This is a genomic window from Neptunomonas sp., assembly GCF_041601355.1.
Lineage (GTDB): Bacteria > Pseudomonadota > Gammaproteobacteria > Pseudomonadales > Balneatricaceae > Neptunomonas.
Genome location: NZ_JBFIIH010000039.1, coordinates 1 through 22,943 on the forward strand (window position 1 = coordinate 1; position 22,943 = coordinate 22,943).

19 protein-coding genes and 1 tRNA gene are annotated in these 22,943 nt (G+C 42.8%); 3 read left to right on the forward strand and 17 right to left on the reverse strand.

Annotated features, from left to right (window positions below):
* Nucleotides 1–56 precede the first annotated feature (56 nt).
* Nucleotides 57–133: transfer RNA gene (locus tag ABY436_RS08290), tRNA-Ile, on the forward strand.
* 286 nt (nt 134–419) lie between these two features.
* On the opposite strand, the gene ABY436_RS08295 is transcribed toward ABY436_RS08290, so the two are convergent.
* The 15 genes from ABY436_RS08295 to tviB form a co-directional block, all read right to left on the reverse strand.
* Entirely contained in the window at nt 420–1,907 is a 1,488-nt protein-coding gene (locus ABY436_RS08295; protein ID WP_372738507.1) for an aminotransferase class I/II-fold pyridoxal phosphate-dependent enzyme, read from the reverse strand.
* A complete protein-coding gene (locus ABY436_RS08300) occupies nt 1,907–2,527 on the reverse strand; it encodes an acetyltransferase (protein WP_372738508.1) in 621 nt (206 codons plus the stop codon). The genes ABY436_RS08295 and ABY436_RS08300 overlap by 1 nt, the downstream gene beginning before the upstream one ends.
* Nucleotides 2,517–3,650: a UDP-N-acetylglucosamine 2-epimerase gene (gene neuC, locus ABY436_RS08305; RefSeq protein ID WP_372738509.1), complete on the reverse strand. Its 1,134-nt coding sequence runs from the start codon at nt 3,648–3,650 to the stop codon at nt 2,517–2,519. Before neuC ends, ABY436_RS08300 begins: the two co-directional genes overlap by 11 nt.
* Nucleotides 3,647–4,684 carry an N-acetylneuraminate synthase gene (neuB, locus tag ABY436_RS08310; protein WP_372738510.1) on the reverse strand — a complete coding sequence of 346 codons (1,038 nt, stop codon included), beginning with the start codon at nt 4,682–4,684 and terminating at the stop codon, nt 3,647–3,649. Before neuB ends, neuC begins: the two co-directional genes overlap by 4 nt.
* Before the next feature lie 15 nt (nt 4,685–4,699).
* Nucleotides 4,700–5,404 carry a cytidylyltransferase domain-containing protein gene (locus ABY436_RS08315; RefSeq protein ID WP_372738511.1) on the reverse strand — a complete coding sequence of 235 codons (705 nt, stop codon included), beginning with the start codon at nt 5,402–5,404 and terminating at the stop codon, nt 4,700–4,702.
* The gene (locus ABY436_RS08320) at nt 5,394–6,605 is read right to left on the reverse strand and encodes a hypothetical protein (RefSeq protein WP_372738512.1); all 1,212 of its coding nucleotides are present in this window, start codon (nt 6,603–6,605) and stop codon (nt 5,394–5,396) included. The genes ABY436_RS08315 and ABY436_RS08320 overlap by 11 nt, the downstream gene beginning before the upstream one ends.
* Nucleotides 6,598–7,395, reverse strand: coding sequence for a formyltransferase family protein (locus tag ABY436_RS08325; RefSeq protein ID WP_372738513.1), 798 nt, complete (start codon nt 7,393–7,395; stop codon nt 6,598–6,600). Before ABY436_RS08325 ends, ABY436_RS08320 begins: the two co-directional genes overlap by 8 nt.
* Complete coding sequence (locus ABY436_RS08330; RefSeq protein WP_372738514.1) at nt 7,392–8,318, reverse strand: polysaccharide deacetylase family protein; 927 nt, start codon at nt 8,316–8,318, stop codon at nt 7,392–7,394. Before ABY436_RS08330 ends, ABY436_RS08325 begins: the two co-directional genes overlap by 4 nt.
* 141 nt (nt 8,319–8,459) lie before the next feature.
* On the reverse strand, nt 8,460–10,238 hold the full coding sequence (asnB, locus tag ABY436_RS08335) for an asparagine synthase (glutamine-hydrolyzing) (RefSeq protein ID WP_372738515.1): 1,779 nt from the start codon (nt 10,236–10,238) through the stop codon (nt 8,460–8,462).
* A gap of 3 nt (nt 10,239–10,241) precedes the next feature.
* Nucleotides 10,242–10,796 (reverse strand): sugar transferase, encoded by a 555-nt coding sequence (locus tag ABY436_RS08340; RefSeq protein ID WP_372738516.1) that lies wholly within the window; start codon nt 10,794–10,796, stop codon nt 10,242–10,244.
* Nucleotides 10,793–11,617 carry an aldolase/citrate lyase family protein gene (locus ABY436_RS08345; protein ID WP_372738517.1) on the reverse strand — a complete coding sequence of 275 codons (825 nt, stop codon included), beginning with the start codon at nt 11,615–11,617 and terminating at the stop codon, nt 10,793–10,795. Before ABY436_RS08345 ends, ABY436_RS08340 begins: the two co-directional genes overlap by 4 nt.
* Entirely contained in the window at nt 11,614–13,101 is a 1,488-nt protein-coding gene (locus ABY436_RS08350; protein ID WP_372738518.1) for a lipid II flippase MurJ, read from the reverse strand. The genes ABY436_RS08345 and ABY436_RS08350 overlap by 4 nt, the downstream gene beginning before the upstream one ends.
* Before the next feature lie 18 nt (nt 13,102–13,119).
* Nucleotides 13,120–15,033: a polysaccharide biosynthesis protein gene (locus ABY436_RS08355; RefSeq protein WP_372738519.1), complete on the reverse strand. Its 1,914-nt coding sequence runs from the start codon at nt 15,031–15,033 to the stop codon at nt 13,120–13,122.
* Between the two features lie 127 nt (nt 15,034–15,160).
* Nucleotides 15,161–16,183: an NAD-dependent epimerase/dehydratase family protein gene (locus tag ABY436_RS08360; protein ID WP_372738520.1), complete on the reverse strand. Its 1,023-nt coding sequence runs from the start codon at nt 16,181–16,183 to the stop codon at nt 15,161–15,163.
* A gap of 9 nt (nt 16,184–16,192) precedes the next feature.
* On the reverse strand, nt 16,193–17,473 hold the full coding sequence (gene tviB, locus ABY436_RS08365; RefSeq protein ID WP_372738521.1) for a Vi polysaccharide biosynthesis UDP-N-acetylglucosamine C-6 dehydrogenase TviB: 1,281 nt from the start codon (nt 17,471–17,473) through the stop codon (nt 16,193–16,195).
* Nucleotides 17,474–17,728: 255 nt separating this feature from the next.
* On the opposite strand from tviB, the gene mnmC reads away from it, so the two are divergent.
* Nucleotides 17,729–19,735: a bifunctional tRNA (5-methylaminomethyl-2-thiouridine)(34)-methyltransferase MnmD/FAD-dependent 5-carboxymethylaminomethyl-2-thiouridine(34) oxidoreductase MnmC gene (gene mnmC, locus ABY436_RS08370; RefSeq protein WP_372738522.1), complete on the forward strand. Its 2,007-nt coding sequence runs from the start codon at nt 17,729–17,731 to the stop codon at nt 19,733–19,735.
* Nucleotides 19,736–19,876: 141 nt separating this feature from the next.
* Nucleotides 19,877–20,545 carry an HPP family protein gene (locus ABY436_RS08375; protein ID WP_372738523.1) on the forward strand — a complete coding sequence of 223 codons (669 nt, stop codon included), beginning with the start codon at nt 19,877–19,879 and terminating at the stop codon, nt 20,543–20,545.
* Nucleotides 20,546–20,649: 104 nt separating this feature from the next.
* Here the strand turns inward: ABY436_RS08375 and ABY436_RS08380 are convergent, their stop codons facing one another.
* Both ABY436_RS08380 and ligA read right to left on the reverse strand, forming a co-directional pair.
* Nucleotides 20,650–20,871 carry a YheU family protein gene (locus ABY436_RS08380; RefSeq protein ID WP_372738524.1) on the reverse strand — a complete coding sequence of 74 codons (222 nt, stop codon included), beginning with the start codon at nt 20,869–20,871 and terminating at the stop codon, nt 20,650–20,652.
* Complete coding sequence (ligA, locus tag ABY436_RS08385) at nt 20,868–22,937, reverse strand: NAD-dependent DNA ligase LigA (RefSeq protein ID WP_372738525.1); 2,070 nt, start codon at nt 22,935–22,937, stop codon at nt 20,868–20,870. The genes ABY436_RS08380 and ligA overlap by 4 nt, the downstream gene beginning before the upstream one ends.
* Between the last annotated feature and the right edge of the window lie 6 nt (nt 22,938–22,943).

Consider the following 22,943-nt stretch of genomic DNA (forward strand, 5'->3'; position numbering starts at 1 on the left):
GCATATCAATCTATTGCGCCAATGATTCAGAATCTGTATTATTGGCGACTCTTTTAGGGCCTATAGCTCAGTTGGTTAGAGCGCCGGACTCATAATCCGTCGGTCCCAGGTTCAAGTCCTGGTGGGCCCACCATATTTACCGCGTTAATCCTGAGATTAATCATTCTAACTATTAATCTCAGTACTCCCTTACATATTCGATCTCAACTCTTTGTTAGCCCTACTCTGCCTGTATTCCTCTGTTAAATACGTAACTGCTTAATGCTGATAACAACTTGGCAGCAGGTACTAACAGCAAGGAATCGACAGCTTACGCCAGGTATTGAGAATACAAAGATATGCTGAGTTCTAATTGTCGGGGGGATTACCCTTTCACCACTTACGTAACGAAAAGACTTTTCAAAAAACCATAGGTAACTCTACTTAATCCAACGTCCTGAATTAAGCACTTCACCTAATTGATCTATTACGCGCTGCTGTTGAAGAACAGTCATATTAGACCCTGAAGGCAAACACAGTCCTGTCTCAAATAAATAATCACTCAGACTCAATTCAGGACTATGCGGAAAATAAAGACAACCAGAAAATAATGGCTGCCGATGCATAGGTTTCCATAGATGACGGGCCTCAATATTTTCACTAGTTAACGCCTTAATTAAATCAGGCGCACTTACACTATACCTTGGCTTAATACTAACTGCCGTGAGCCAGCGATTTGAGACATCGCCGGATGGTTCTGGCATCCATTCCAGGCACTCAAACACTTTTAAGCCGTCTCGATACCGCTGAAAAACGTCTCTACGGGCCTGTACACGGTCGTCTAATACTTTTAGCTGTCCACGGCCTATACCTGCAAGTACATTACTCATTCGGTAATTATAGCCAATTTCTGTATGCTCATAATAAGGAGCAGGATCGCGTGCCTGTGTTGATAAAAAGCGGGCTTTCTCAATTAATTCAACGTCATCAGACACGAGCATACCACCACCAGAAGTAGTGATGATTTTATTTCCATTGAATGAAAAAACGCCAAACTTGCCGAATGTGCCTGTATGCTGTCCTTGAAAACGACCACCCAGAGATTCTGCCGCATCTTCTATAACCGGAATCTCGTACTTCTCAGCAATCTTCATAATTTCACCCATATCAGCACTTTGCCCATAAAGGTGTACGGTAAGAATCGCTTTAGGTTTATGACCATTTCCAATACAGCTTAATATTGCGTGCTCTAAAGCAACCGGTGACATATTCCAGGTATCAGGCTCTGAGTCGACGAAAACCGGAGTCGCGCCCTGATAAAGTATAGGATTAGCACTGGCAACAAATGTGAAACTTGAACACAGCACATAGTCTCCCTGGCCTACGTTTAGCAAGCGAAGCGCCAAATGAATGGCTGCTGTCCCCGAACTTACGGCAGCTGCATGCTTACTACCCACGTATTCAGCGAGCTCAGACTCGAAAGCATCAACATTAGGCCCCAGCGGAGCAATCCAGTTTGTATCAAAGGCTTCTTTCACATATATCAATTCTTGCTCACCCATATGAGGTATAGAGAGCTGTATACGAGGGCGAAGCATATGTCTTGAATGTAAACCTATAGGTTTATTATTTACATCCACTTGTGGAAGTTGATTTATTTGATGCAGGTCCATCAACTCAAGCACTTGATCATCTGTCATATTCTGCGAAATGCGGATTGGATTTTTCTCAGGCATGCCGGACAAATCATCATCCAGAGTGGCTCCGGAAAGAATCAAACGACGCATATCACCATCAGTAATAGTTCTTAGTAACGATCCGTTTTCATTCACCAGCAGCAAAATAGACATGCCTGTTTGGTCTAGAATCTCTAAGCATTGCCGAATAGATTTATCCCGGCTGATAACTATATTTGTTACACTGATCATTACTGGAAACACCTCGCAGGTATGCCTCTAACAACCTGCCCGTCATTTATATCACGAGTCACAACAGCTCCCGCACCAACAGTCACATCACACCCAAGCTTTATGCCGGGTAATACTACTGCACCCGCACCAACAATACTTCTGGCGCCTATAACAACAGCACCACCTAATGTTACATTCGGCGCCACATGTGAGAACTCTCCTATTTCGCACTCATGATCAACAACAGCACCGTGATTGATAATAGAACCTTGAGCAACACTGGACCCAGCTGCAACAACTGCGTTTGCAGCAACAAGCACGCCATCGGCCAATACAGCAAAGGAAGATACTGATGCATCAGGATGTATAATCGACATAAAGAGCTTGTCACGGCCAGCATAGCGCCCAGCTACTAACGCTCTCGTTTTATTATGACCAACAGCAATATGATAATATTGCTCTGTGAATGCATCAGTTGGAGCACCTCTGACTATAAATTTCTGCAATAACGATTCCCCGACAAGGCAAGGATTATCATCATATACACTTATGCGTGCCTGTTGATTTGCAGCTAGCAAGGCATCTATAACTACTTTTGCGTGCCCACCAGAACCTAGAATAGCCACATTAATATGCATTAAGCTTTTCCATGATTTTAGCATCAAGAGGAATACATCGAAGATATTGCACTATCCTTTCTGCGCTAATACCGTCACCATAGCAGTTATCCCAGTGCTTACCTTTCATTTGTTTTGCAACCAAAATAGCCTCTTTAATTAACTCGAAGGCAGGAGCTACATCTATTACATTCGCGTTTCGCTCTCTCGCATTTTGTCGATCACCAACATTTACAACAGGTGTTTGTAGCGATGCCGCTTCGATGATACCACTACTAGAATTACCGATAAGTACATCAGCACCCGCCACCAGCGATAAATAGTCATTTCTTGGGATATGAAGAACAGATTTAAAATGCTGCTCTTTCACACAAAAGCGATTAATCACGGAAACGATTCCTGATGCACCAGAATCCGCATTCGGCATAATAATCAGTGGCTGCTCACAAGTCTCCAATACTGCCCTCAGCAAGGTCTGCATTTGCTCTTCAGCAATCGATGCCTGTTGTACAACAGGATGAAATAAAATCAACTGGAAGGGTCGCTCAGCATCAAATTGATATTTTTTGGCAAGGTTTTCTTTTCCCTGCAACTTAGCTGAATAAATTGCATCCAGACCAGGAGCACCTGTCACAAAAACTGTGTCTGCTTGCTCACCCATCTTTATCAACCGCGTACGCGAATCAGAAGACGCTACAAAATGGTAATGTGATAATTTACTGACTGCATGACGAATGGATTCATCCACGGTTCCAGATCGCTCTCCACCATGCAGATGCACTATTGGAATATTTAAGTGTATCGCAGCAATGGCCGCCGCTAACATTTCACCACGATCACCTAACAACAATAACAGATCAGGACGCCTTGCATTTAAGGCTGCAGTGAAACCTATGATTTCCTCTCCAACCGCATGAGCCATCTCAGCACCGCCACCACCCGATAAATTAACCGGTACCTTGGCGTGAATATCAAATCCTGCCGCTTCGATTTCCTTGTAGGTATCTCCATAAGCAGATAAAAGATGCATTCCTGTTACGAGAATAGATAACGATAGTTCAGGCGAAGCTTCGATACCATGTAACACTTCTTCCATGAGGCCATAATCAGCACGCGTGCCCGACACATAACAGATATGCCTCATAACGCCAGGTCGTCCCAAGACAAAAGCTCTCCCGCACACTTACTGGCCTTTAATTTTCGTCCTAATAACGTAGCCAAATCTTTTGGCGGTATTCCTGTTCCGGGACGAAGCAGCACAAGATCATCAGGCTGCAATGTATCTCCTAATTTCATATCTCTGGCAAGCACCACGCTGCGTCTTACTAACTCTCTTATAGGGAGTTCATTGGCTCTTGGGACCTTGATTCCATCCCCTAGACAGGTACTAACCTGACGAATTTGTTTTACCATTGAGGCAAGCTCATCAGGCTCTAATGATGACTGATGATCAGGACCTGACAGATTTTTGTCGAGAGTAAAGTGCTTTTCTACAACAGTTGCTCCCATCGCAACAGAGGCGACGGAAATTAAAGTGCCTTTGGTATGATCTGAATAACCTACTGGCAAGGCAAACTCACAAGCGATGGTCTGTATAGCCTTAAGGTTTACATCTTCATTTCTTGTCGGATAGTTCGATGTACAGTGAAGGATTGTCAATTTATCCGCCAGTGGCTCCTTAAAACCTTTTTGGTCCCTTATGGCCTGAACTGCATTTACAGCTTCTCTAACTTCGCCTAAATCCGCCATACCAGTAGACAGGATAATAGGTTTATTGTATGCAGCGAAATGTTCAATAAGCGGAATATTTGTGAGTTCTCCAGAGGGCACCTTCAATTTCTCCATACCGAGACCGACTAAAAAATCGGCTGCATCTTTATCAAACGGCGTTGATATGAACTCGATATCTTTTCTTTTACAATGCTCAAATAGTACCTTATGAAAATCATCGCTCAATTCGAGACTTTTAAGCATCGTGTACTGATCATCGCTTCCCGTATGTTTTTTCTGATATTCCGCTGTCGCCGCATATTTAGTGACTAATTTGTCAGCTTTAAATGTCTGGAATTTTACAGCATCAGCGCCAGCCTCAGCCGCCGCATCTACCAACTTGAGGGCCAATTCAGCGGAGCCATTATGATTAACACCAGCTTCTGCAATTATAAAACAATGATTCAAATTTTTGCTCTCACTTCAACCGGGCTGATATTTAGACTTTTTTACATGATATTCCGCAACCAAAAAGTCAACTTCTGTATCAATATCTAATGATCTCACTTCACACATCTTATAGGCTTTAGTATGTATATTAACTAAAGTTTTATCAGTTATAAAATTCTTCACTTTAGCAATGTAAATTGCACCATTTAATTGGTAAACCACAGGTGAATCCTGCCTTCTTGAAGGAAATTCATTACTAGTAATAATGCTGTTCATATTGCCGTTATCGTCTACATTGTACATCCAATAAGGGCTTTTATTACTTTCACATACGCTAACGACACTGCCTTCACTAGTTTTTAAAGCAAGATCTAAAGCATTATCGATATCAACACTATCTCTAAATGGGGACGTTGGCTGCAAAACGACAAAAAATTCATAATCCTGATCAAGGTCTATTAAAGCATGATCAATAACATCAACACTTTTTGAGCGATCTGTCGCCAAATGAGCAGGACGTAAAAATGGAATATCAGCTCCACTTTCAGAGGCTATTTTTGCAATATTTTCACAGTCGGTTGATACGATAACTCTGTTAATATATTTCGAGTTTAATGCTGCTTTTATTGTCCACACAATCAAAGGTATACCAGATAACTCTTTGATATTCTTTCCTGGAACACCTTTAGATCCGCCTCTAGCAGGAATAATTGCAAGTACTTTATTTTCAGGACCCATTTCCATTCCGATTTAATACCAATTGTTCAATTAGTGATACGACGTTATCAGTAAAACAACCTAGCTCTGGATAACCATCTGGTTTCCCATTAAGTAAATATTGAGAACTAACGATTGCATTGCCTAGTTCATTCAAACTTCGAACTCCTACTGACAGATTATTTCTTTCAAAGGGTGTATATTCAGAAAAAACTGACATATCCACAGTAACAACTGGAATCCCTAACAATCTTGCTTCAAGCCCTACGGTGGATGTTAAAGTGACCACAACATCCATAGATTGAAGAATTTCTGCCAAAGGCTCAGGGTAAGGGCGATAAATAACTCTAGGGTGGGTAAACTTTTTCTGATTAGGTTCGTTTGGGTGTGGCCTTATTACAAGCCTCCACTCATTATTCATTTCTACAAAGCGCAGTAATGCATCCTCAACCTTTGACGGAAGAGAAGAATCACCTACTTCATAAGTAAATGGGTTCAATGCGGGTTCGACCTGAGAGGCCCAAAGAATAGTTTTCGTTCTCCCGGAGTTCTTATGTCGCCTTATTTTTACTAAGTAATCAAACGCAGGATTTCCTGTTACAACTACTTCTGAATCATCCCTTCCCAACTCCATGAGCTGTGATTTAACGGACTGAGATATTACGGCCACTTTAGTGCCGTAACCTCGTTCCGCTGCCCTTTTTATGGAAACTGTATTAAATAAATCGATAAGACATAAGCTTGTTATATTTAACTCTTTCGCGGCAAGCAAAGCAGCCCGCTCCGCCCTAGGCGATATAGTGGAGACAACTAAATCAGGAAGAACGGCCTCAAATATCTTTTTTAAAGTTTTGATAGGAAGAAAGGCCTGCCTACCAATCTCTGAATATAACCTGAGAGCTTCTGTTTCACCCTTTTCTTCTATTAGTTCTTTAAATGATAAACCATGATATGCAATCGTTTCTCTTATGGGTACTACATCACTCGTAGTAGATATATCAAAGAGTATTTTTTTTGCATAATATTCAGTATCAAACTCAGAGAAGTCGGCAAAGCCAATGTAATCAATCCCTTCGTCCTTTAAATCTATTACAGCAGTAGTAAGCCCCAACACAGTAACAGAATAGTTAGAATCGGCAATAAATCTTTTAATCACTGGCAACAAGGACTTTATATGCCCCCCACCATAACTAACAAAAATAATTTTATTTTTATCAACCATAAAAAGGCCTCAAAAAATCATCTTCATTCTGTTCACCAAGGCCACTTAAAACCTCATCGGAAGTAGGCATATCATCTAGAAATTTCTTAATGACAAGTTCATCGAATTCAACTTTTTTAGTGTAGAGAATTTCTTTGTCTTTATCCTGTGGCTTTGGCGAAAGTTCAAACAGCGTCTGATTTTTAATATGATGGCACAATCCTTTATGAGCAGAGCGTACAGCTGCCATTCCAATATCAAAAGGCTGATATCGAGCATGTACTGGTAATGCATGAAACAGCATATTTCCAGAATCGAGCCCTCTTGAAAGTAAATGTATAGTAGCTCCTATCATATCAGGCCTTCTTTTATATAGTGCCCAAAAATTACAAGCGGCACCTCTAAAATAAGGTGAAACCCCCATATGAATATTAACAGCATTATTTTCAATCAAGAAATCTATCAATCTATTTTTTATAAAGCTAGCACCAAAGACAACATAATAGTCAGACTGAAACGCAGGTTCCAACTGCTCAAATTCGACATGTGAAATATCGCCACTTTTTGCAGAAAAAAAACGCACATTATCTTTCAATAAAAACCTAGCCCGCCCAAAATACTTTTCTTCCGACTGATGCATTTTATTAAAATACGCCTGATGTAGCTCAGAAGCAGAATAAATATCAGAGAAAACACCGGGATATAAAGTTGTCACTTCCTGAATAACAAAAAGCTCTTCGCAAATATCAGAAAGATCTTCAATCAACGACAAATGACGAGGATGATTACTTGTAAACAGAGTTATCTTCATTTTTCTTCCATCATCGTGATGTAATTTATATGATCGATTCTAGGCATTTCAAGACTTAATTTTTTTTCCCCTTGTATATTATTACTTCTAAAGCCGACCTTAATGCCAAGCTGCTCCATTAACTCAAGAGTATATACGTTATATGAACCACATGGATAAGAGACACTTTGGATTGGTTTGGAAATAATCTGATCCAGCCTATTATAATTATAAATATATTCGTGATTTTGAAAATCATCATCACAACTCGACATTTTTGTATAGTGAGTATGAGAATGAAGTCCAATTTCGTGTCCAGTAGCTGAAAGTTTCTTTATTTCGATTTCTGACATAAAAAGCCGAGCCTCTGGCTCTCTTAATAGCACCCCTTTACTTTCAATAAACCCATCCATCACATTATAGAAGGCCTCTCTGTCGCATATAACATCCCTGATATACCTGTAAACACGATCACCATTTGTATAGAATGTATATTCAGATAAATACTCAAGTGCTTTTTCACATTTCATAGCACATGCTTTTTTCATATCTTCAGATCCATCAATGGATATATATGAAAAAAAATCTGAATGAAAACCCTCTATTGATTGGTAATATTTAGTTCTAAAATCACGATAAGATTCAACGTAATCCCGTCCCTCTTCGAGAGGCATACTATGGATAAACCAAAAAGCCTTTAAACCATATTTTTCTAGTACAGGCAAAGCCACGCTAAACTGGCATAACAAACCATCATCAAAGGTTAACAACCATTTATCTTCAGCATCTAAAACTCCTGCTGTAGATAAAATATATTCTGGTGTTACAAAATTTTCCACACCAATATTTAATATAATATTATTTAAAGTTTCAGCGCTAATAGATCCTTGGCTTTTCCCAAAACCCGCACCATGGAAATGATGGAACATTATTGTATTTAACATAGATAATCCAAATCAAAATATTCAATCCACTAGCGTTTTATGCATAGTATTATAAAATATTGAAACATTGATAAAAAACTAATCAAAAGACAAAAGAAACACCCAGTAAAATATACCAAGATTTTCTTTATTACTTCCATATTAACTTCCACTCATGAACTTTCTGAACCAAATTTCAACGGCCATCAAAGCCCGGAGTTCCCTGGTATTATTTTCAATTCCAGCACAGTGGTTATCATATAACTGTTGTACATAGTTATAATCGAATAAACCTCGTGATTTAGTCTTTTCCGACAACAACAGATCCTGGCACATATCCGCAAGTTCCGTTTTAAACCATTCACCAACAGGAACCGTGAACATTTGTTTTTTTCGATAAGCCAACTCTTCACCGATCAAAGCAGAAACTGCTTTTTTATAAATATATTTAGTCACGCCATCATGCAGTTTCAAACCACCAGGCATAGAAAAAGCCAGTTCTATCATGCGGTAATCGAGGAAAGGAGCCCTGTTTTCAAGCGATACAGCCATTCCCATACGATCAGGCTTAACTAAGTTATTGCCTGGTAGTAATAACATCGTATCGATATACAGCGCTTGATTAATACGATCCATTTTTCCGGATTTCTCATAAAGAGGATCGGTCACATCATTAACGGATAAACTAGCTAGCTGTTGACGGAACTCAGGCGAAAACAGAGTCTGGCGCTGTTCTTCAGTAAACAGTGAAATATTATCATTATACGAATCTCTAAAAGCAGCTTCGCTCATATCATGATTGTTTACATTAAAGAAATTTCTGTACTTGTCATAACCGGCAAATAGTTCATCAGCTCCATCTCCCGTTAACACCATTTTCACATGCTCAGCAGCAAGACACGCTACTTTGTAAGTTGGCAGAAAAGAAACATCGCCGTGAGGCTGATCACAGTGGTAGGTAGCCATAGGCCAAAGATCTATCATGTTCGGCGCTACTTTTTGCATCGAGTGCTCTGTAGCAAAGCGATCTGCGGCACTCTGTGCGTAAGGTGACTCATCAAATTTAGGATCGTCAAAGCCTATACAAAACGTCTTTACCGGGCTCGCCAGATGCCGACTCATCAGGCCTACAACTGAGCTGGAATCAACACCGCCTGACAGAAAAGCACCAAAAGGTACATCTGCACGTAAACGTATTCTTACCGCATCATCCAACACCGTATTAAATTTATCGATCCATTCCTCTTCACTTTTATCCTCTGTTTCTATGCAAGCTAAATCCCACCAACAATTTAGCTCTTTACCCGTTCGTGAAATTTTTAACCAATGTCCCGGTAGAACATGTTCTACGCCCTCAAACATTGTCAGAGGGGGCGGGACATAATTAAAGGCTAAAAATTGATTGAGTGCTTTCGGATTAATAGCTTTGATCGGCTCTGCTTGCAATATGGCTTTAATTTCGGAACCAAACAGGGTGCGCCCATCATTTTGATAAATATACAGCGGCTTTTCACCAACACGATCACGTATTAGATAGAGTGCATCTTCACGTTTATCATAGATAGCAATAGCAAACATGCCATTCAGTTTGCTAACACAATCTATTCCTTCTTTCTCATAAAGCCTTAGAATCACTTCAGTGTCGCAGTGTGTTCTACAGGGGTAGCCACAAGAAGCCAGCTCTTCAGCTAACTCAAGATGATTGAAAATCTCACCGTTTTGCACTACGACTATCTGGCCATCATCAGAAACAAATGGCTGATCTCCATGCTCTAAGTCCAGTATAGCTAATCGCTGATTACCTAACCCGACACCAAATTTATCGTGGTATGTGCCCCGTCCATCAGGGCCCCGGTGAGTAATAACCTCACCCATTTTTAAAAACAATGACTCCGGCAACTGATGTTTATTGGCATCAAAATACCCAAAAATCCCACACATAAATCAGTTACCGCCTTTAAGTACTATTTGTTTGACCGTTAACAAGATGACATATACGTCAAACAAAAATGATGACTTTCTTACATACTCCAGATCCAGCTGTGTCCGCTCTACAGGCGTAGCTTGCGAACGCTTAACTGCTTGCGCCAAGCCGGTAATCCCTGGACGTACCTTATTTCGTTCCGCCCATTCTTCTTCTGTATATTCGCTACGCTGCTCAGGCACGTTGGGACGAGGGCCTACCAGGCTCATATCGCCTTTCAACACATTCAATAATTGAGGCAACTCATCAAGACTCGTTTTTCTGACAAAGCGGCCACCCTTTGTTATTCGCGGGTCATAATCACTTGTAAAATGAGGACCAACCTTCTCAGCACCTACCACCATGCTTCGAAACTTATAAATAGAGAATAGCCGTCCGTCTTTACCTATTCGCTGCTGTTTAAACAGAGCAGGCCCCTTAGACTCCAGCTTAATAAACAATGCAACCACCAGCATTAAAGGTAAGCAAAGTAATAAGACGATAAATGCCACCACAACATCAAATGTACGTTTCATTTATTTCCTTTCCCGGCCACGATCTGTTGAACCCCATCCTGTAATTCTTTGTGAATTTTCTGGTATTCAGAAACTGGCGCTTTGGTTAACCGGACTTCCTCTTCCCTTAATTTAAGCAACTCCTTTTTTAAATCGAGATTTTCTTTGAAAGTACTCATACCTTCACTCTTACGATGAAATGTACGAGATAAAATCACTGATTCCGAGCCTAAACGCACATGTTCAGCCAATACCATTTCTCCTGGTATTAACCCCTCTCCAAACCGTGCTATACCACCAAATCCAAATGATTTTCCCGCAGCCTTAATAGTGCTTGCCATAGAATCTAATAAACCATTAGCTAATGGCTCAAACATAAAACTAAGACCCATATCTAAATGAAGGTCGTTAAGGCCTATATAGATTTCACTAACACCGGGTAAAGTTACAATATCTGATAACGAGTCTGCAGCCCCCTTTGTTTCCACCAAAGGAATTACCCCTGCGCGCCCATGCACCAATGATAAAAAACTCTTCACTTCTTCTGCTTCACGAAACATAGGAAGCATTAAATAGTCAGCACCTGCCTCTATTGCCGCGTCGACTTCTGCCTGGCTTTCAATATTAAGAGGATTCAGGCGCACAATTAGTTTGGCAGTTTTCAACTTTTTCTTGATTTTTTTGGCGTCATCAATTGAATGCTGACTAATTAAGGTATCAAGGTGCCCTTGCCGTTCTTTTTTTCCTAACCGCTCCAGATCAACAAAAATACGTTTGACTCCGCACGCTTCAGCAAAAACCGCCAAATCAAGGTCATTTGTTATTAAAATAAACTTAATCATAGGTTCCTTAACTTTCTCATTAATTTATCTCTAAAAACTGGCACAACTAACAAGCCCAAAAAGCAGCCCAGTCCTGCAAGAACAAAAGCTATCAGCAGACTTGTGAACCCAAAAGGCTCAATGAGCGAGATTTTAAGCAGCCAATACAAGCTAAGAGGCAACAATAAAATTATGAATAAATAACCGGGATCAAACACATCACGCCTAATGATCGGAAATTTAATTAATAAGGCGACGAAGCTTCCGATGCCAGCAATAGCATAAGCGATGACAAGTATTTTCATTAAAGCCAACAAACCGCTGTCAGCATTAAAAGTTAATAATAGAAGCCCTCCCAATGCAGCCAGACTAATAAATAAAGGGGTTTTTGTATCTTTTTGAGCATTCAGCACTACTGTTGCGAACGTTGCCATCCCCATAAAAGGAATATAAAGCAAACCAATAGTTAACAATGAAGAGACCTGAAAAATATCACTATCTGTCATATTTCCATAGCCATATACTAATGATGTCAAAACAGCTGATACGGGCACCAAGGCAGCAACCGACATTAACGATAAAAAGAGTGTAGCGCGAATACCCCAAACAACTAACTGCTGAAACAGCAAGAAGTCTTCTTTATAGGAATGACTCAATCGAGGAAATAAAACCGTTGCCAAGAAAGTAACAGTAACAGCTAAAGGCAATTCCACTAACTTTATAGCGTAACTAATTTGGGCAACACTCCCTTCTCCATCATATGAAGCAAACGCGCGAATAATGACAGGAAAACAAAGCAAAACACAGCCAGTGCCGGCTACCTGAAAAAAACGAACAATCAATGGCTGGTTAATTATCCAGGGCGACACCGACATTACTGGCTTTCCAGCGATACCTTGTGCGGCAACATACTGAATAGCCAAACGTAATAAACCACCTAATAAGACAAACACAGCAAGGGTGATCAATGATCCATCATAGAAGGATATAAACACTAACCCCATAATAATAACTATATTAATTGTTAGTGTTCCCAATGCCGCCACACCAAAGCGATTGTAAGCTTGTAAGTAAGCCGATATAACACCAGTGGCGACGGTCATCGGCACCAGCCATAATACATATTGCATTGGGACCAGACTTAACAGGATTTGGCTTTCATCAAACCCTGGGGCTAACAATTTAATTAATGGGGCAACTGAAAAAACCAATCCGCATGTCAACAATGCAAATAACAGAGTAAAGAACAATAACGCTTGCCACCACAATCGCAGAGATCTCTTTTTATCTCCATCAAATTCAGGGATCAAGGCAGCAGCCACCCCCCCACCAACGAGTATATTAATCAGTAAATCAGGCACCGAAAGCATCATAACGGCAACATCAGCTTGAGCGCTGATGCCAAAGCTTCCGGCCAACAAAGACTCCCTCAGGAAACCCGAAAAACGGCCAATTAATAGCCCTATATTCAGAAGCAATGAAGAAAAAATAATAGCCTTAAGCATAAAATATCTGTGACCTAATCAGTGCAATACAGCCTCTTCAGACAACAGATCAACTAAACATGAAGAAGGTAAGAACCCTTTAATACTTTCTTGTAAAGCATCCCTCCCCTCTCGACTATCACCTGTCTCAATAGCATTTTTCAAACGCTCTAATACAAATCGCAGCTGCGTAGCAGTTAACATCTCTTCATGTGCCCGCATGATCTTGGGATGAGAAGTAGCTACAACATCTTCCCCAATTAACAACTCTTCATATAACTTTTCGCCTGGCCGAAGGCCTGTATAGTGTATTTCTATGTCGCCTTCAGGATGGTTTTCATCTTTAACCTCCAGACCGCTTAAGCGAATCATCCGTTCTGCCAGATCACTTATTTTAACGGGCGTGCCCATATCCAATACAAATACATCTCCGCCCTGCCCCATTGAACCGGCTTGTATCACCAAAGAAGCAGCTTCAGGAATAGTCATGAAAAAACGCGTGATATCTGGATGGGTAACCGTTAAGGGGCCTCCTTCGCTGATTTGACGCCGAAATAATGGAACAACTGATCCGGAAGAACCTAAAACATTTCCAAATCGTACCATTGAAAAAGCTGTATTTATGGACTCTACAGCCAAGTCTTGCAACACCAACTCAGCCAGCCGTTTTGTAGCTCCCATAACATTCGTTGGCCGCACAGCTTTATCCGTAGAAACCAAAACAAAACGTTCAACATTATGTTTCCTGGCGAGCAATGCGACGGTTAAAGTACCAAACACATTATTATTAATGCCCTCTAAGACATTTTGCTCGACGATGGGAACATGCTTGTATGCTGCAGCATGATAAATCGTCTGTACACCAAACCGCTGAATTGCTTCAGCAACTCTGGATTTATCACCAACATTACCTAAAAGTGCATAGACAGGAATTTGAATTTGCAGCTGTATCATTAATTGCTCTAGTGATTTCTCGATTTTATAAACTGCAAATTCACTTAACTCATATAACACAATCGATTTCGGCTTTGCATACAGCACCTGCCGACAAAGCTCCGATCCTATAGAGCCGCCCGCCCCAGTGATCATAATCACTTTTCCTTTAACACTGATATCTACCAACTCTTTTATGGGAGGGACCGAATCGCGACCGAGCAAATCCTCAAGTTCAACTTCTCTTAGTTGGTTGAGATCTACTTTTCCAGCTACGATTTCATCGACACTCGGCAATGTTTTAACGTGAACAGGAAAAGCCTCTAATCTATCTAAGATTTTCTTCTTGAGTGCATGACTGGCAGACGGGATGGCTAATAAAATATCTGTCACATCACCCAATTCGATAATTTTCGCAATACTGTCGGCAGGAAATACCTTGATACCCGCCACCCTACTTCCCTGAAGCGATTTATCATCATCAACAAAAGCTAATGGAAAATATTCGCGGCAATCAAACAATGACGTTGCTAATTGAACACCGGCCGCTCCTGCACCATAAATAATAACACTGTCTTTATCTACATAGTGCTGCTGTAACCATCTATATAGATTTGCAATCAAGAAACGATTTCCGCCGACAAAAACCAAAGCAGCCAGAGCAAACGCAATAGGGACTGAGCTCGGAAACAAAGGGTACTGCAACCAAATATCTACAAAAAATAAAAATGCGGCTGATATCAGAACCCCATACACTCCGCCCCAGAACGCACTCAAGTCCATATAACGAATTACCGTCCTATAGAGCCCAAACATATAAAAAAGTACTACTCCCAAAACAGGAACAACAACGAAAAACCATGCGGTTTCTTTAAGATATGCAGATGGCCACCATTCAGAAAGACGAATAGCATAGCCCGCCCACAGCGCAATGATAAGCGCGACAAAGTCACATAGCATCAATATATATCGCTTACTCTTTCTTGACATAAAAGAAAAAGGAAGCAATTTACCTGACACATAAGAATGGGCTCTATTTTTCCTCATGAAACATAAGTCTCTTTATTACTGAAGTATTAAACAACATGAGGACTTCCGAATTAAGCAAGAGCCCATCGATATGTTAATCAACAAATACGCAGTCGTACTAACTAACAGAACCTACATACCAAGGCATCGCTTTGGTTATCCCTGCTTCGATATCGAACGCTGGAGCATAACCTAACAATCGTTGAGCTTTACTGATGTCGGCCTGAGAATGACGCACGTCACCGGCACGAAAATCACGGTATACAGGCGGTTTGTCATAACGCACTTGATTATTGCCAAGGCTCAACTTAATGGCGTTAAACAGCTGATTCAGATCGGTTCGACCACTGACAGCAACGTTATAAACTTCGCTTTTTGCTGCATCATCAGAGGTAGCAGCTAGCAAATTAGCCTGTACGGCATTTTCTATAAAACAGAAGTCGCGGCTGGTTTCACCATCACCATTAATGAAGACTTCTTCATTTTTAATCATGGCAGCGGTCCATTTAGGTATCACCGCAGCATAGGCGCCATCCGGGTCTTGCCGCTTGCCAAAAATATTGAAATAACGCAGCCCTATGGAATTAAAACCATAGGTGCGCGCAAACACATCGGCATAAAGCTCGTTTACATACTTCGTAACGGCGTACGGCGATAACGGGTTACCAATATTCTCTTCTACTTTAGGAAGTGCCGGATGGTCACCATAGGTGGAACTACTAGCGGCATAGGTAAAGCTTGTCACCTCAGCATCGCGTGCCGCTACCAGCATATTTAAAAAGCCGCTGATATTTGTTTCATTGGTAGCGATAGGATCGTTAATAGAACGAGGCACTGAGCCAAGTGCCGCCTGATGCAATACATAATCAACACCGGTACAGGCGTTATGGCAGTCTTGGAGTTGGCGAATATCACCCTGAATAAATCTAAACTCAGCCCACTGCCCTGCTGTCACCTGTGACTGTACTTCATCTAAATTATGCTGAAAGCCTGTCGCAAAGTTATCCAAGCCCACAACACGTTGATTCAGTCCCAATAGCGTTTCTAATAGGTTAGATCCGATAAAACCTGCCACACCTGTTACCAGCCAGGTTTTCGGGCTGGCCAGAAGCTCTGCTTTGATCTGTTCGTAACGAGTCATATTTTTTCCTTAAAGGCGAAGGTCAGTAGCTTCTGCGGGCAAAATGTATTTAAGATCATAGAGTACATGTTCCGCCTTACCAAATGAGCGAATGCCCTCGGCCCCCATCTCTTTAAACTGCTTATGTGCAACCGCAATAATGACCGCATCATAAGCCGCCTGCTCCGGTGCAGTGACCGGTGTAATGCCATATTCATGTTCAGCATCGGCGGCATTAATCCAGGGATCATAACAATCAACACGTATACCATAGTCCGAAAGCTCATTTATGATATCGACCACTTTGGTGTTACGCAGATCGGGACAATCTTCTTTGAAGGTTAATCCCAACACCAGTACCCGCGCGCCATCTACCTGAATGCGTTTTTTCAGCATAGATTTTACCAACTGACTAACCACATACGCACCCATTCCATCATTGAGGCGACGTCCTGCCAGAATAATCTCCGGATGATAGCCAACAGACTGGGCTTTATGAGTCAGGTAGTAAGGATCAACGCCTATGCAATGACCACCCACTAAGCCCGGACGAAAAGGCAGGAAGTTCCATTTTGTGCCGGCTGCTTTGAGTACTTCTTCTGTATCGATACCCAGCTTATTAAAAATTACCGCCAGTTCGTTAATCAGACCAATATTGACATCACGCTGAGTGTTTTCAATAACCTTAGCGGCTTCAGCTACTTTGATAGAGCTCGCTTTATAGGTGCCTGCGGTGATAATTGAACGGTAAAGGCTATCGACGAAATCTGCAACTTCGGGGGTTGAGCCCGAAGTCACTTTCAGTATGCTGGTAACGCGATGCTCTTTATCGCCCGGATTGATACGTTCAGGGCTATAACCACAATAAAAATCAACATTAAATTTAAGGCCGGACTCGCGTTCTAAAACAGGAACGCACTCCTCTTCTGTTGCACCTGGATACACGGTCGATTCATAGATGACAATATCACCCGGCTTCAGCGCCTTGCCGATCACAGCACTGGCTTTAAGCAAGGGCGTAAGATCGGGCTGTTTGTGCTCATTGATAGGGGTTGGAACCGTTACAATAAAAACATTACATTCTTCTAGTGCGGCAATTTCAGCACTGTAAGTCAACAGGGTGGCTTCTGCCAGTTCATCACTACTCACTTCAAGCGTACTATCAACACCGCCCTTTAACTCTTCTAGTCTGGCTTTATTGATATCAAAGCCTACTGTTGAAAAATGCTTACCAAACTCAGCGGCAAGAGGAAGCCCGACATAACCTAAACCAAGAATTGCGATACGAGTGTCTTGAAGAGAAAAGTTCATTAACGTGCCTACCGATTAAAAGCCCATAAAAGGAGCAAAAAATTTATTCAAATAATTCATTAACTTTTACTAAAGAGAAGAATATAAACATAGACGAAAACTCTCTCCCTGAGATAAAAGCGCTAAAAAATAAATGTAAATCTGCCTGAATATTAGCACAGTGTATGTACGTCTACTATGAGACGAGGCATTCATATATTCGATCCAGAGCGCTCCTTGCCTTACAATAAGCTTTTATTTTTGCGGGTTAATTTCATGCAACCGTACAATGCCCAGCTCATTTGGACTGAAGGTGTTCCTCTTTCTGAGTCATTCGGTGATTTTTACAGTAGCCGCGTTGATGCTATAGCTGAAAGCCGCTATGTTTTTATTGATGGCAACCAGATTACCCAACGCGTTGCGCTGCATCCTGCGACCCGTCTGACTATCGCTGAAAGCGGATTTGGCACAGGTACAAACCTGCTCTGCACGCTCACTTTACTCAACGAGTTATCCTCTACTGCGCATTATGGATTGCATTTTATTTCAACTGAGCTTTACCCCGTCACTTATAACGACCTACACAGCGTCTTATCCACACAGCCGCAATTAGGCCACTTTGCCAATCAATTACTTTCACAATATCCTCCCGCTATTAAAGGCATGCATCGCTTTATTTTCGATCAGGGGCGCTTTTATTTGACCCTTTGCATGGGGGATACGACAGAGAGCCTGGCGCGCATAAACACACCCGTTGACGCCTGGTATTTAGACGGGTTTTCCCCCGCGAAAAATCCAGATATGTGGAGTACTCCACTTTTTCAGCAAATGGCGCGTTTAAGTAAACCAAACACCACATTAGCCACCTATGCCGCGGCCAGTTTTGTCCGAAAAGGACTGATAGAACAGGGCTTTACTATTAAAAAGCGGCCAGGATTTGGTAAAAAACGCGATATGCTAACCGGTCAGTTCCAGGCAGCTACGCCCACAGCAACAGCTTCGCACACGCCCTGGTTCGCCCTCCCTGAATTAAAACGTCCTGAAATAGAAAAGCCAAAAACCGCGATCGTCATAGGCGCAGGATTGGCTGGCTGCGCTACCGCTGAAGCTTTGGCTCGCAGAGGCATTAAAGTGCAACTCATTGACCAGCAGGATAGCATTTGTACGGAAGCCTCAGGCAACCGCCAGGGTGCCCTGTATGCCAAGCTCCCCACATTACCAACATTGGGGGGTGAGATGCACCTTTGCGGCCTGGAGTACACTTTACGCTTGCTCAAAATCTATGGCTGCCTGGACAACCAAATTGCCTCACAATGCGGTGTATTGCAGTTAGCCACCTCTGTTAAAGAAGCTGATCGGCAACAGGCGATCAGCTCCGGAGGCTATTACAGCCGCGAGGTCGTATCACTGGTTTCTGCTGAAGAAGCGACAAAGATTGCCGGCACCAAGATTGATCATCAGGCGCTACACTTTCCGCGCGCTGGCTGGGTCTACCCTAAAGGTTTTTGCGAAGCACTGATCAAACATGAAAAAATCAAACTAACATTATCCACCAGCATAACTTCGCTAACCCAAACGACAGATAAGCAGTGGTGTGTGACCGATCAAAACAAGCAACAGCATAATGCCGATATTGTCGTCGTCGCATCGGCCTGGCATGCAAAAAACTTCGATTATCTGAACCACCTGCCCATCAAACCTATTCGCGGCCAGGTCTCTTCTATTAAAGCTTCTTCGATGAAAGCTTCTTCTGGAAGCGCCACGCCTCAACTCAAAACGGTCGTTTGTGGAGCAGGCTATATCTCCCCATCAATGAATGGCTGCTATAGCTTCGGAGCAACGTTTGATCTGCATGACCAGTCGCCTGAATTAAGAGAGGCTGACCATAAAAGCAATTTAACCATGTTGTCTAACGCCATTCCTGATTTTGCCAGGACGCTCCCGCCCATTGATGAGTGGCAAGGCAAAGTGGGATATCGCTGCTCAACACCTGATTACCTGCCTATTGCCGGACCTGCACCTGTTTTCGATGAATATATTCAGCGCTACGCAAAACTCAGAAAGGATAAAAACTGGAAATTCGACAACCAGCCGGCGCCGCTGCACACAGGACTGTATGTCAATGTAGGCCACGGCTCAAAAGGGCTGATCACCGCACCGCTGGCGGCCGAACATCTGGCTTCATTAATTTGCGGCGAGCCTAGCCCACTGCCTCAGGATATTAGTTATGCATTACATCCTGCGCGCTTTATTATCAAATCACTGATCCGCAGAAAAGGATAAGCAAGCAACGGCCGTACTTAAGACTCACTCAAATTAGCCGATTGAGATGTCATAACAGGATAATATAATTATGCCATCTACATAGAGCATCTATTTAACTACCCCGATTATAGGGGATATAGCACATATGGAGGACTGCATATGTCGTTAATCGTAATCGATCACGGCAACCGGATTGAAACACCGGTGAAGTCGTTATTCCCAGCCCGGGGGGTTGAACAAACATCCCCGACTAAAGCGATACATGACAGTGCTGGACTAGAGAAACGCGTACACGCCGATGGCGAGACCTTCACCAACATACTGAAGAATGAAACTAAGCAGCCACCTAAAGAAAATTCACCCGACTCTTATAACAGCTATAACGCCGACAATACTTACAGCGCAATAAATCCTGAAAAGCTAAAACCAAGAGCGACGAAGCTTACAGCCGCTCACGTCATGAGCCACCCGGTTCATACTATTGCACGCGAAGTAACCTTCAATACCGCATGGCTGAGGATGCAGGAATTACGCGTCAGCCACTTGATGGTCACGGGAAACAGTGGAGAACCTGTCGGCATTATCTCGCACATAGATATCATTGAACACGGTAAAGAGTCGCCTGTCAGCATCGCCAACTATTACACTAAACAGTTGATCGCTGCTTCAGCTGACACCGATATATCAGTGATTTCATCGAGCTTTATTGAGTACGAGATCAATGCGATGCCCATCTTTGATAGCAACAATCAACTGCTTGGAATTGTCTGCCGGTCTGATCTTTTGAGACTGTTAATAAGCGGTTCACATATAGAAAGCTGGGCCTGATATCTATACTGACATACTTAAGAGTCACTACACTTATGTCCCACCACGCCTGACCAGCGTTCGCTGGTTGTCTGATCCGTTAATTTTTCAGATAATTTTTAACGTCATTTTTCATACAGCTTTTCATACTGTACCAGATTGACATCTTCGGTTGCTTCATTGAAAAGAATGACGATCTCTTTACTTTTCAGCTTACGCTTTATCTGCGCTACCCGCTGAACCAGCGATGTTTCCTCAAAGCCGTAATCCGTGCCGTCGCGGGTAACAAATTCCTCGATCAAGCCTTCAAGCGCCTCTGCTGAAATCGCCTCTGCTGGAATAATCATACGACCGGCACACCGAACGATGACAACAATTCAATAAAGCCTGCTTCATCTAAAACGGCCACGCCTAAAGACTCCGCCTTTGCCAGCTTACTGCCTGCACCTGGTCCTGCAATGACACAATCTGTTTTTTTCGAGACACTACCGGACACTTTAGCGCCCAACTGCTGCAGTTTTTCTTTAGCTTCATCACGCCCCATACGCTCCAACGTGCCGGTGAGCACATAGACTTTATTCAACAGCGGTTGCGCTTCTGGTTCTGCAACCTCTATCACTGGCCAATGAACGCCCGCGGCTCTTAATGCGCTGATCACTTCAAGATTGTGCGGCTGCTGAAAAAAAGTACGGATATGATGCGCTACAATCTCTCCAACATCGGATACCGCTAATAACTGCTCTTCATTGGCTTCAATCAAACCATCAAGATCCCCAAAAGCCTTCGCCAGATTACGCGCCGTCGCTTCGCCAACCTCACGAATTCCCAAAGAGTAGATAAAGTGCGCCAAACTGGTTGATTTTGACTTATCGATAGCCGCCAGCAGATTGTCTGCTGACTTTTCACCCATCCGCTCCAGACCAGCGATATCCTGGCGTTTCAACTGATAAATATCAGCGATGGAATTCAGCAGATCCTTATCTACCAGGGTGTCGATAAGCTTCGTACCTAAGCCCTCAATGTCCATCGCCTTACGTGAAGCATAATGACGTAGCGCTTCTTTTCTCTGTGCAGAGCAACTTAACCCTCCACTACAACGCGCTATTGCTTCTCCTTCGACTCTCTCCACATCAGCATGACATACCGGGCAGTGCTCAGGAAAAACGACATCAACTACATCATCAGGGCGCCGCTCAACAACCACACTCACTACCTTGGGAATCACTTCGCCAGCCCGACGGATAACCACCCAATCTTTGATCTTTAAATCTAAACGCGTTATTTCGTCCATGTTATGTAAGGTGGCATTGCTTACTGTAACCCCTCCGACGAAAACCGGTTTTAAGCGCGCGACCGGTGTGATGGCTCCCGTACGGCCCACCTGAAATTCAATATTCTCGACCTGAGTAATCTCTTCCTGTGCAGGAAACTTGTGTGCAATCGCCCAGCGGGGATAACGAGATACAAATCCAAGACGCTGTTGAAGTGAATAGTCATTCACCTTAAAAACTAAACCGTCGATTTCATAAGGCAGACTATTGCGCAGTTCTGCCATCCGTTGATAGTAATCCAGACAACCGTCAGCACCTTCAACCAATTCGAGATAATGGCTGATTTTAAAGCCCCAGCGATGCAACTGCTGCATACTATCTACATGGGCATCCGGCATAACTCCACCCGAAAAAACGCCCACTCCATAACAGCACATCTCCAGTGGGCGTGTTGCCGTAATGCGAGCGTCTAACTGGCGCAGGCTTCCTGCAGCCGCATTACGTGGATTAACGAAGGCTTTTTCACCTTTGGCATTGGCGCGTTCATTTAATGCTTGAAATCCAGCTTTGGGCATATAAATTTCACCCCTTACCTCGAGTCGTTCAGGTATACCTTCGCCTAAAAGACGTAGAGGAATCGAAGCAATCGTGCGGACATTATGCGTAATATTCTCACCGGTAGCACCATCACCCCTTGTTGCACCACGCACCAATATTCCCTTTTCATACAATAGACTAACGGCTATGCCGTCTAATTTAGGCTCGCAGGCATAAGATATTGGCAATATTTCGTTGGATAAACGCTCGCGAACACGGCGATCAAAATCCCGCAAGTCTTCCTCAGAAAAAGCATTATCCAACGAGAGCATCGCCCTCTCGTGCTTCACTTCATCAAAGCTACTGATCGGCTTGCTGCCGACACGCTGCGTCGGAGAATCAGGGGTAGTTAGTTCAGGATATTCTTGCTCAATCTGCTTGAGTCGTTGAAAAAGACGATCATACTCAGCATCAGGAACAGACGGATCGTCTTGTACATAATAGCGGTAATTGTGTTGATCAATCATCGTGCGTAGTTGCACGACTTCGTTTAACAGCTCAGCCGAAGGCTGAGCATCTTTGGGTAACACAGTATCGCTAGACATGGAGTT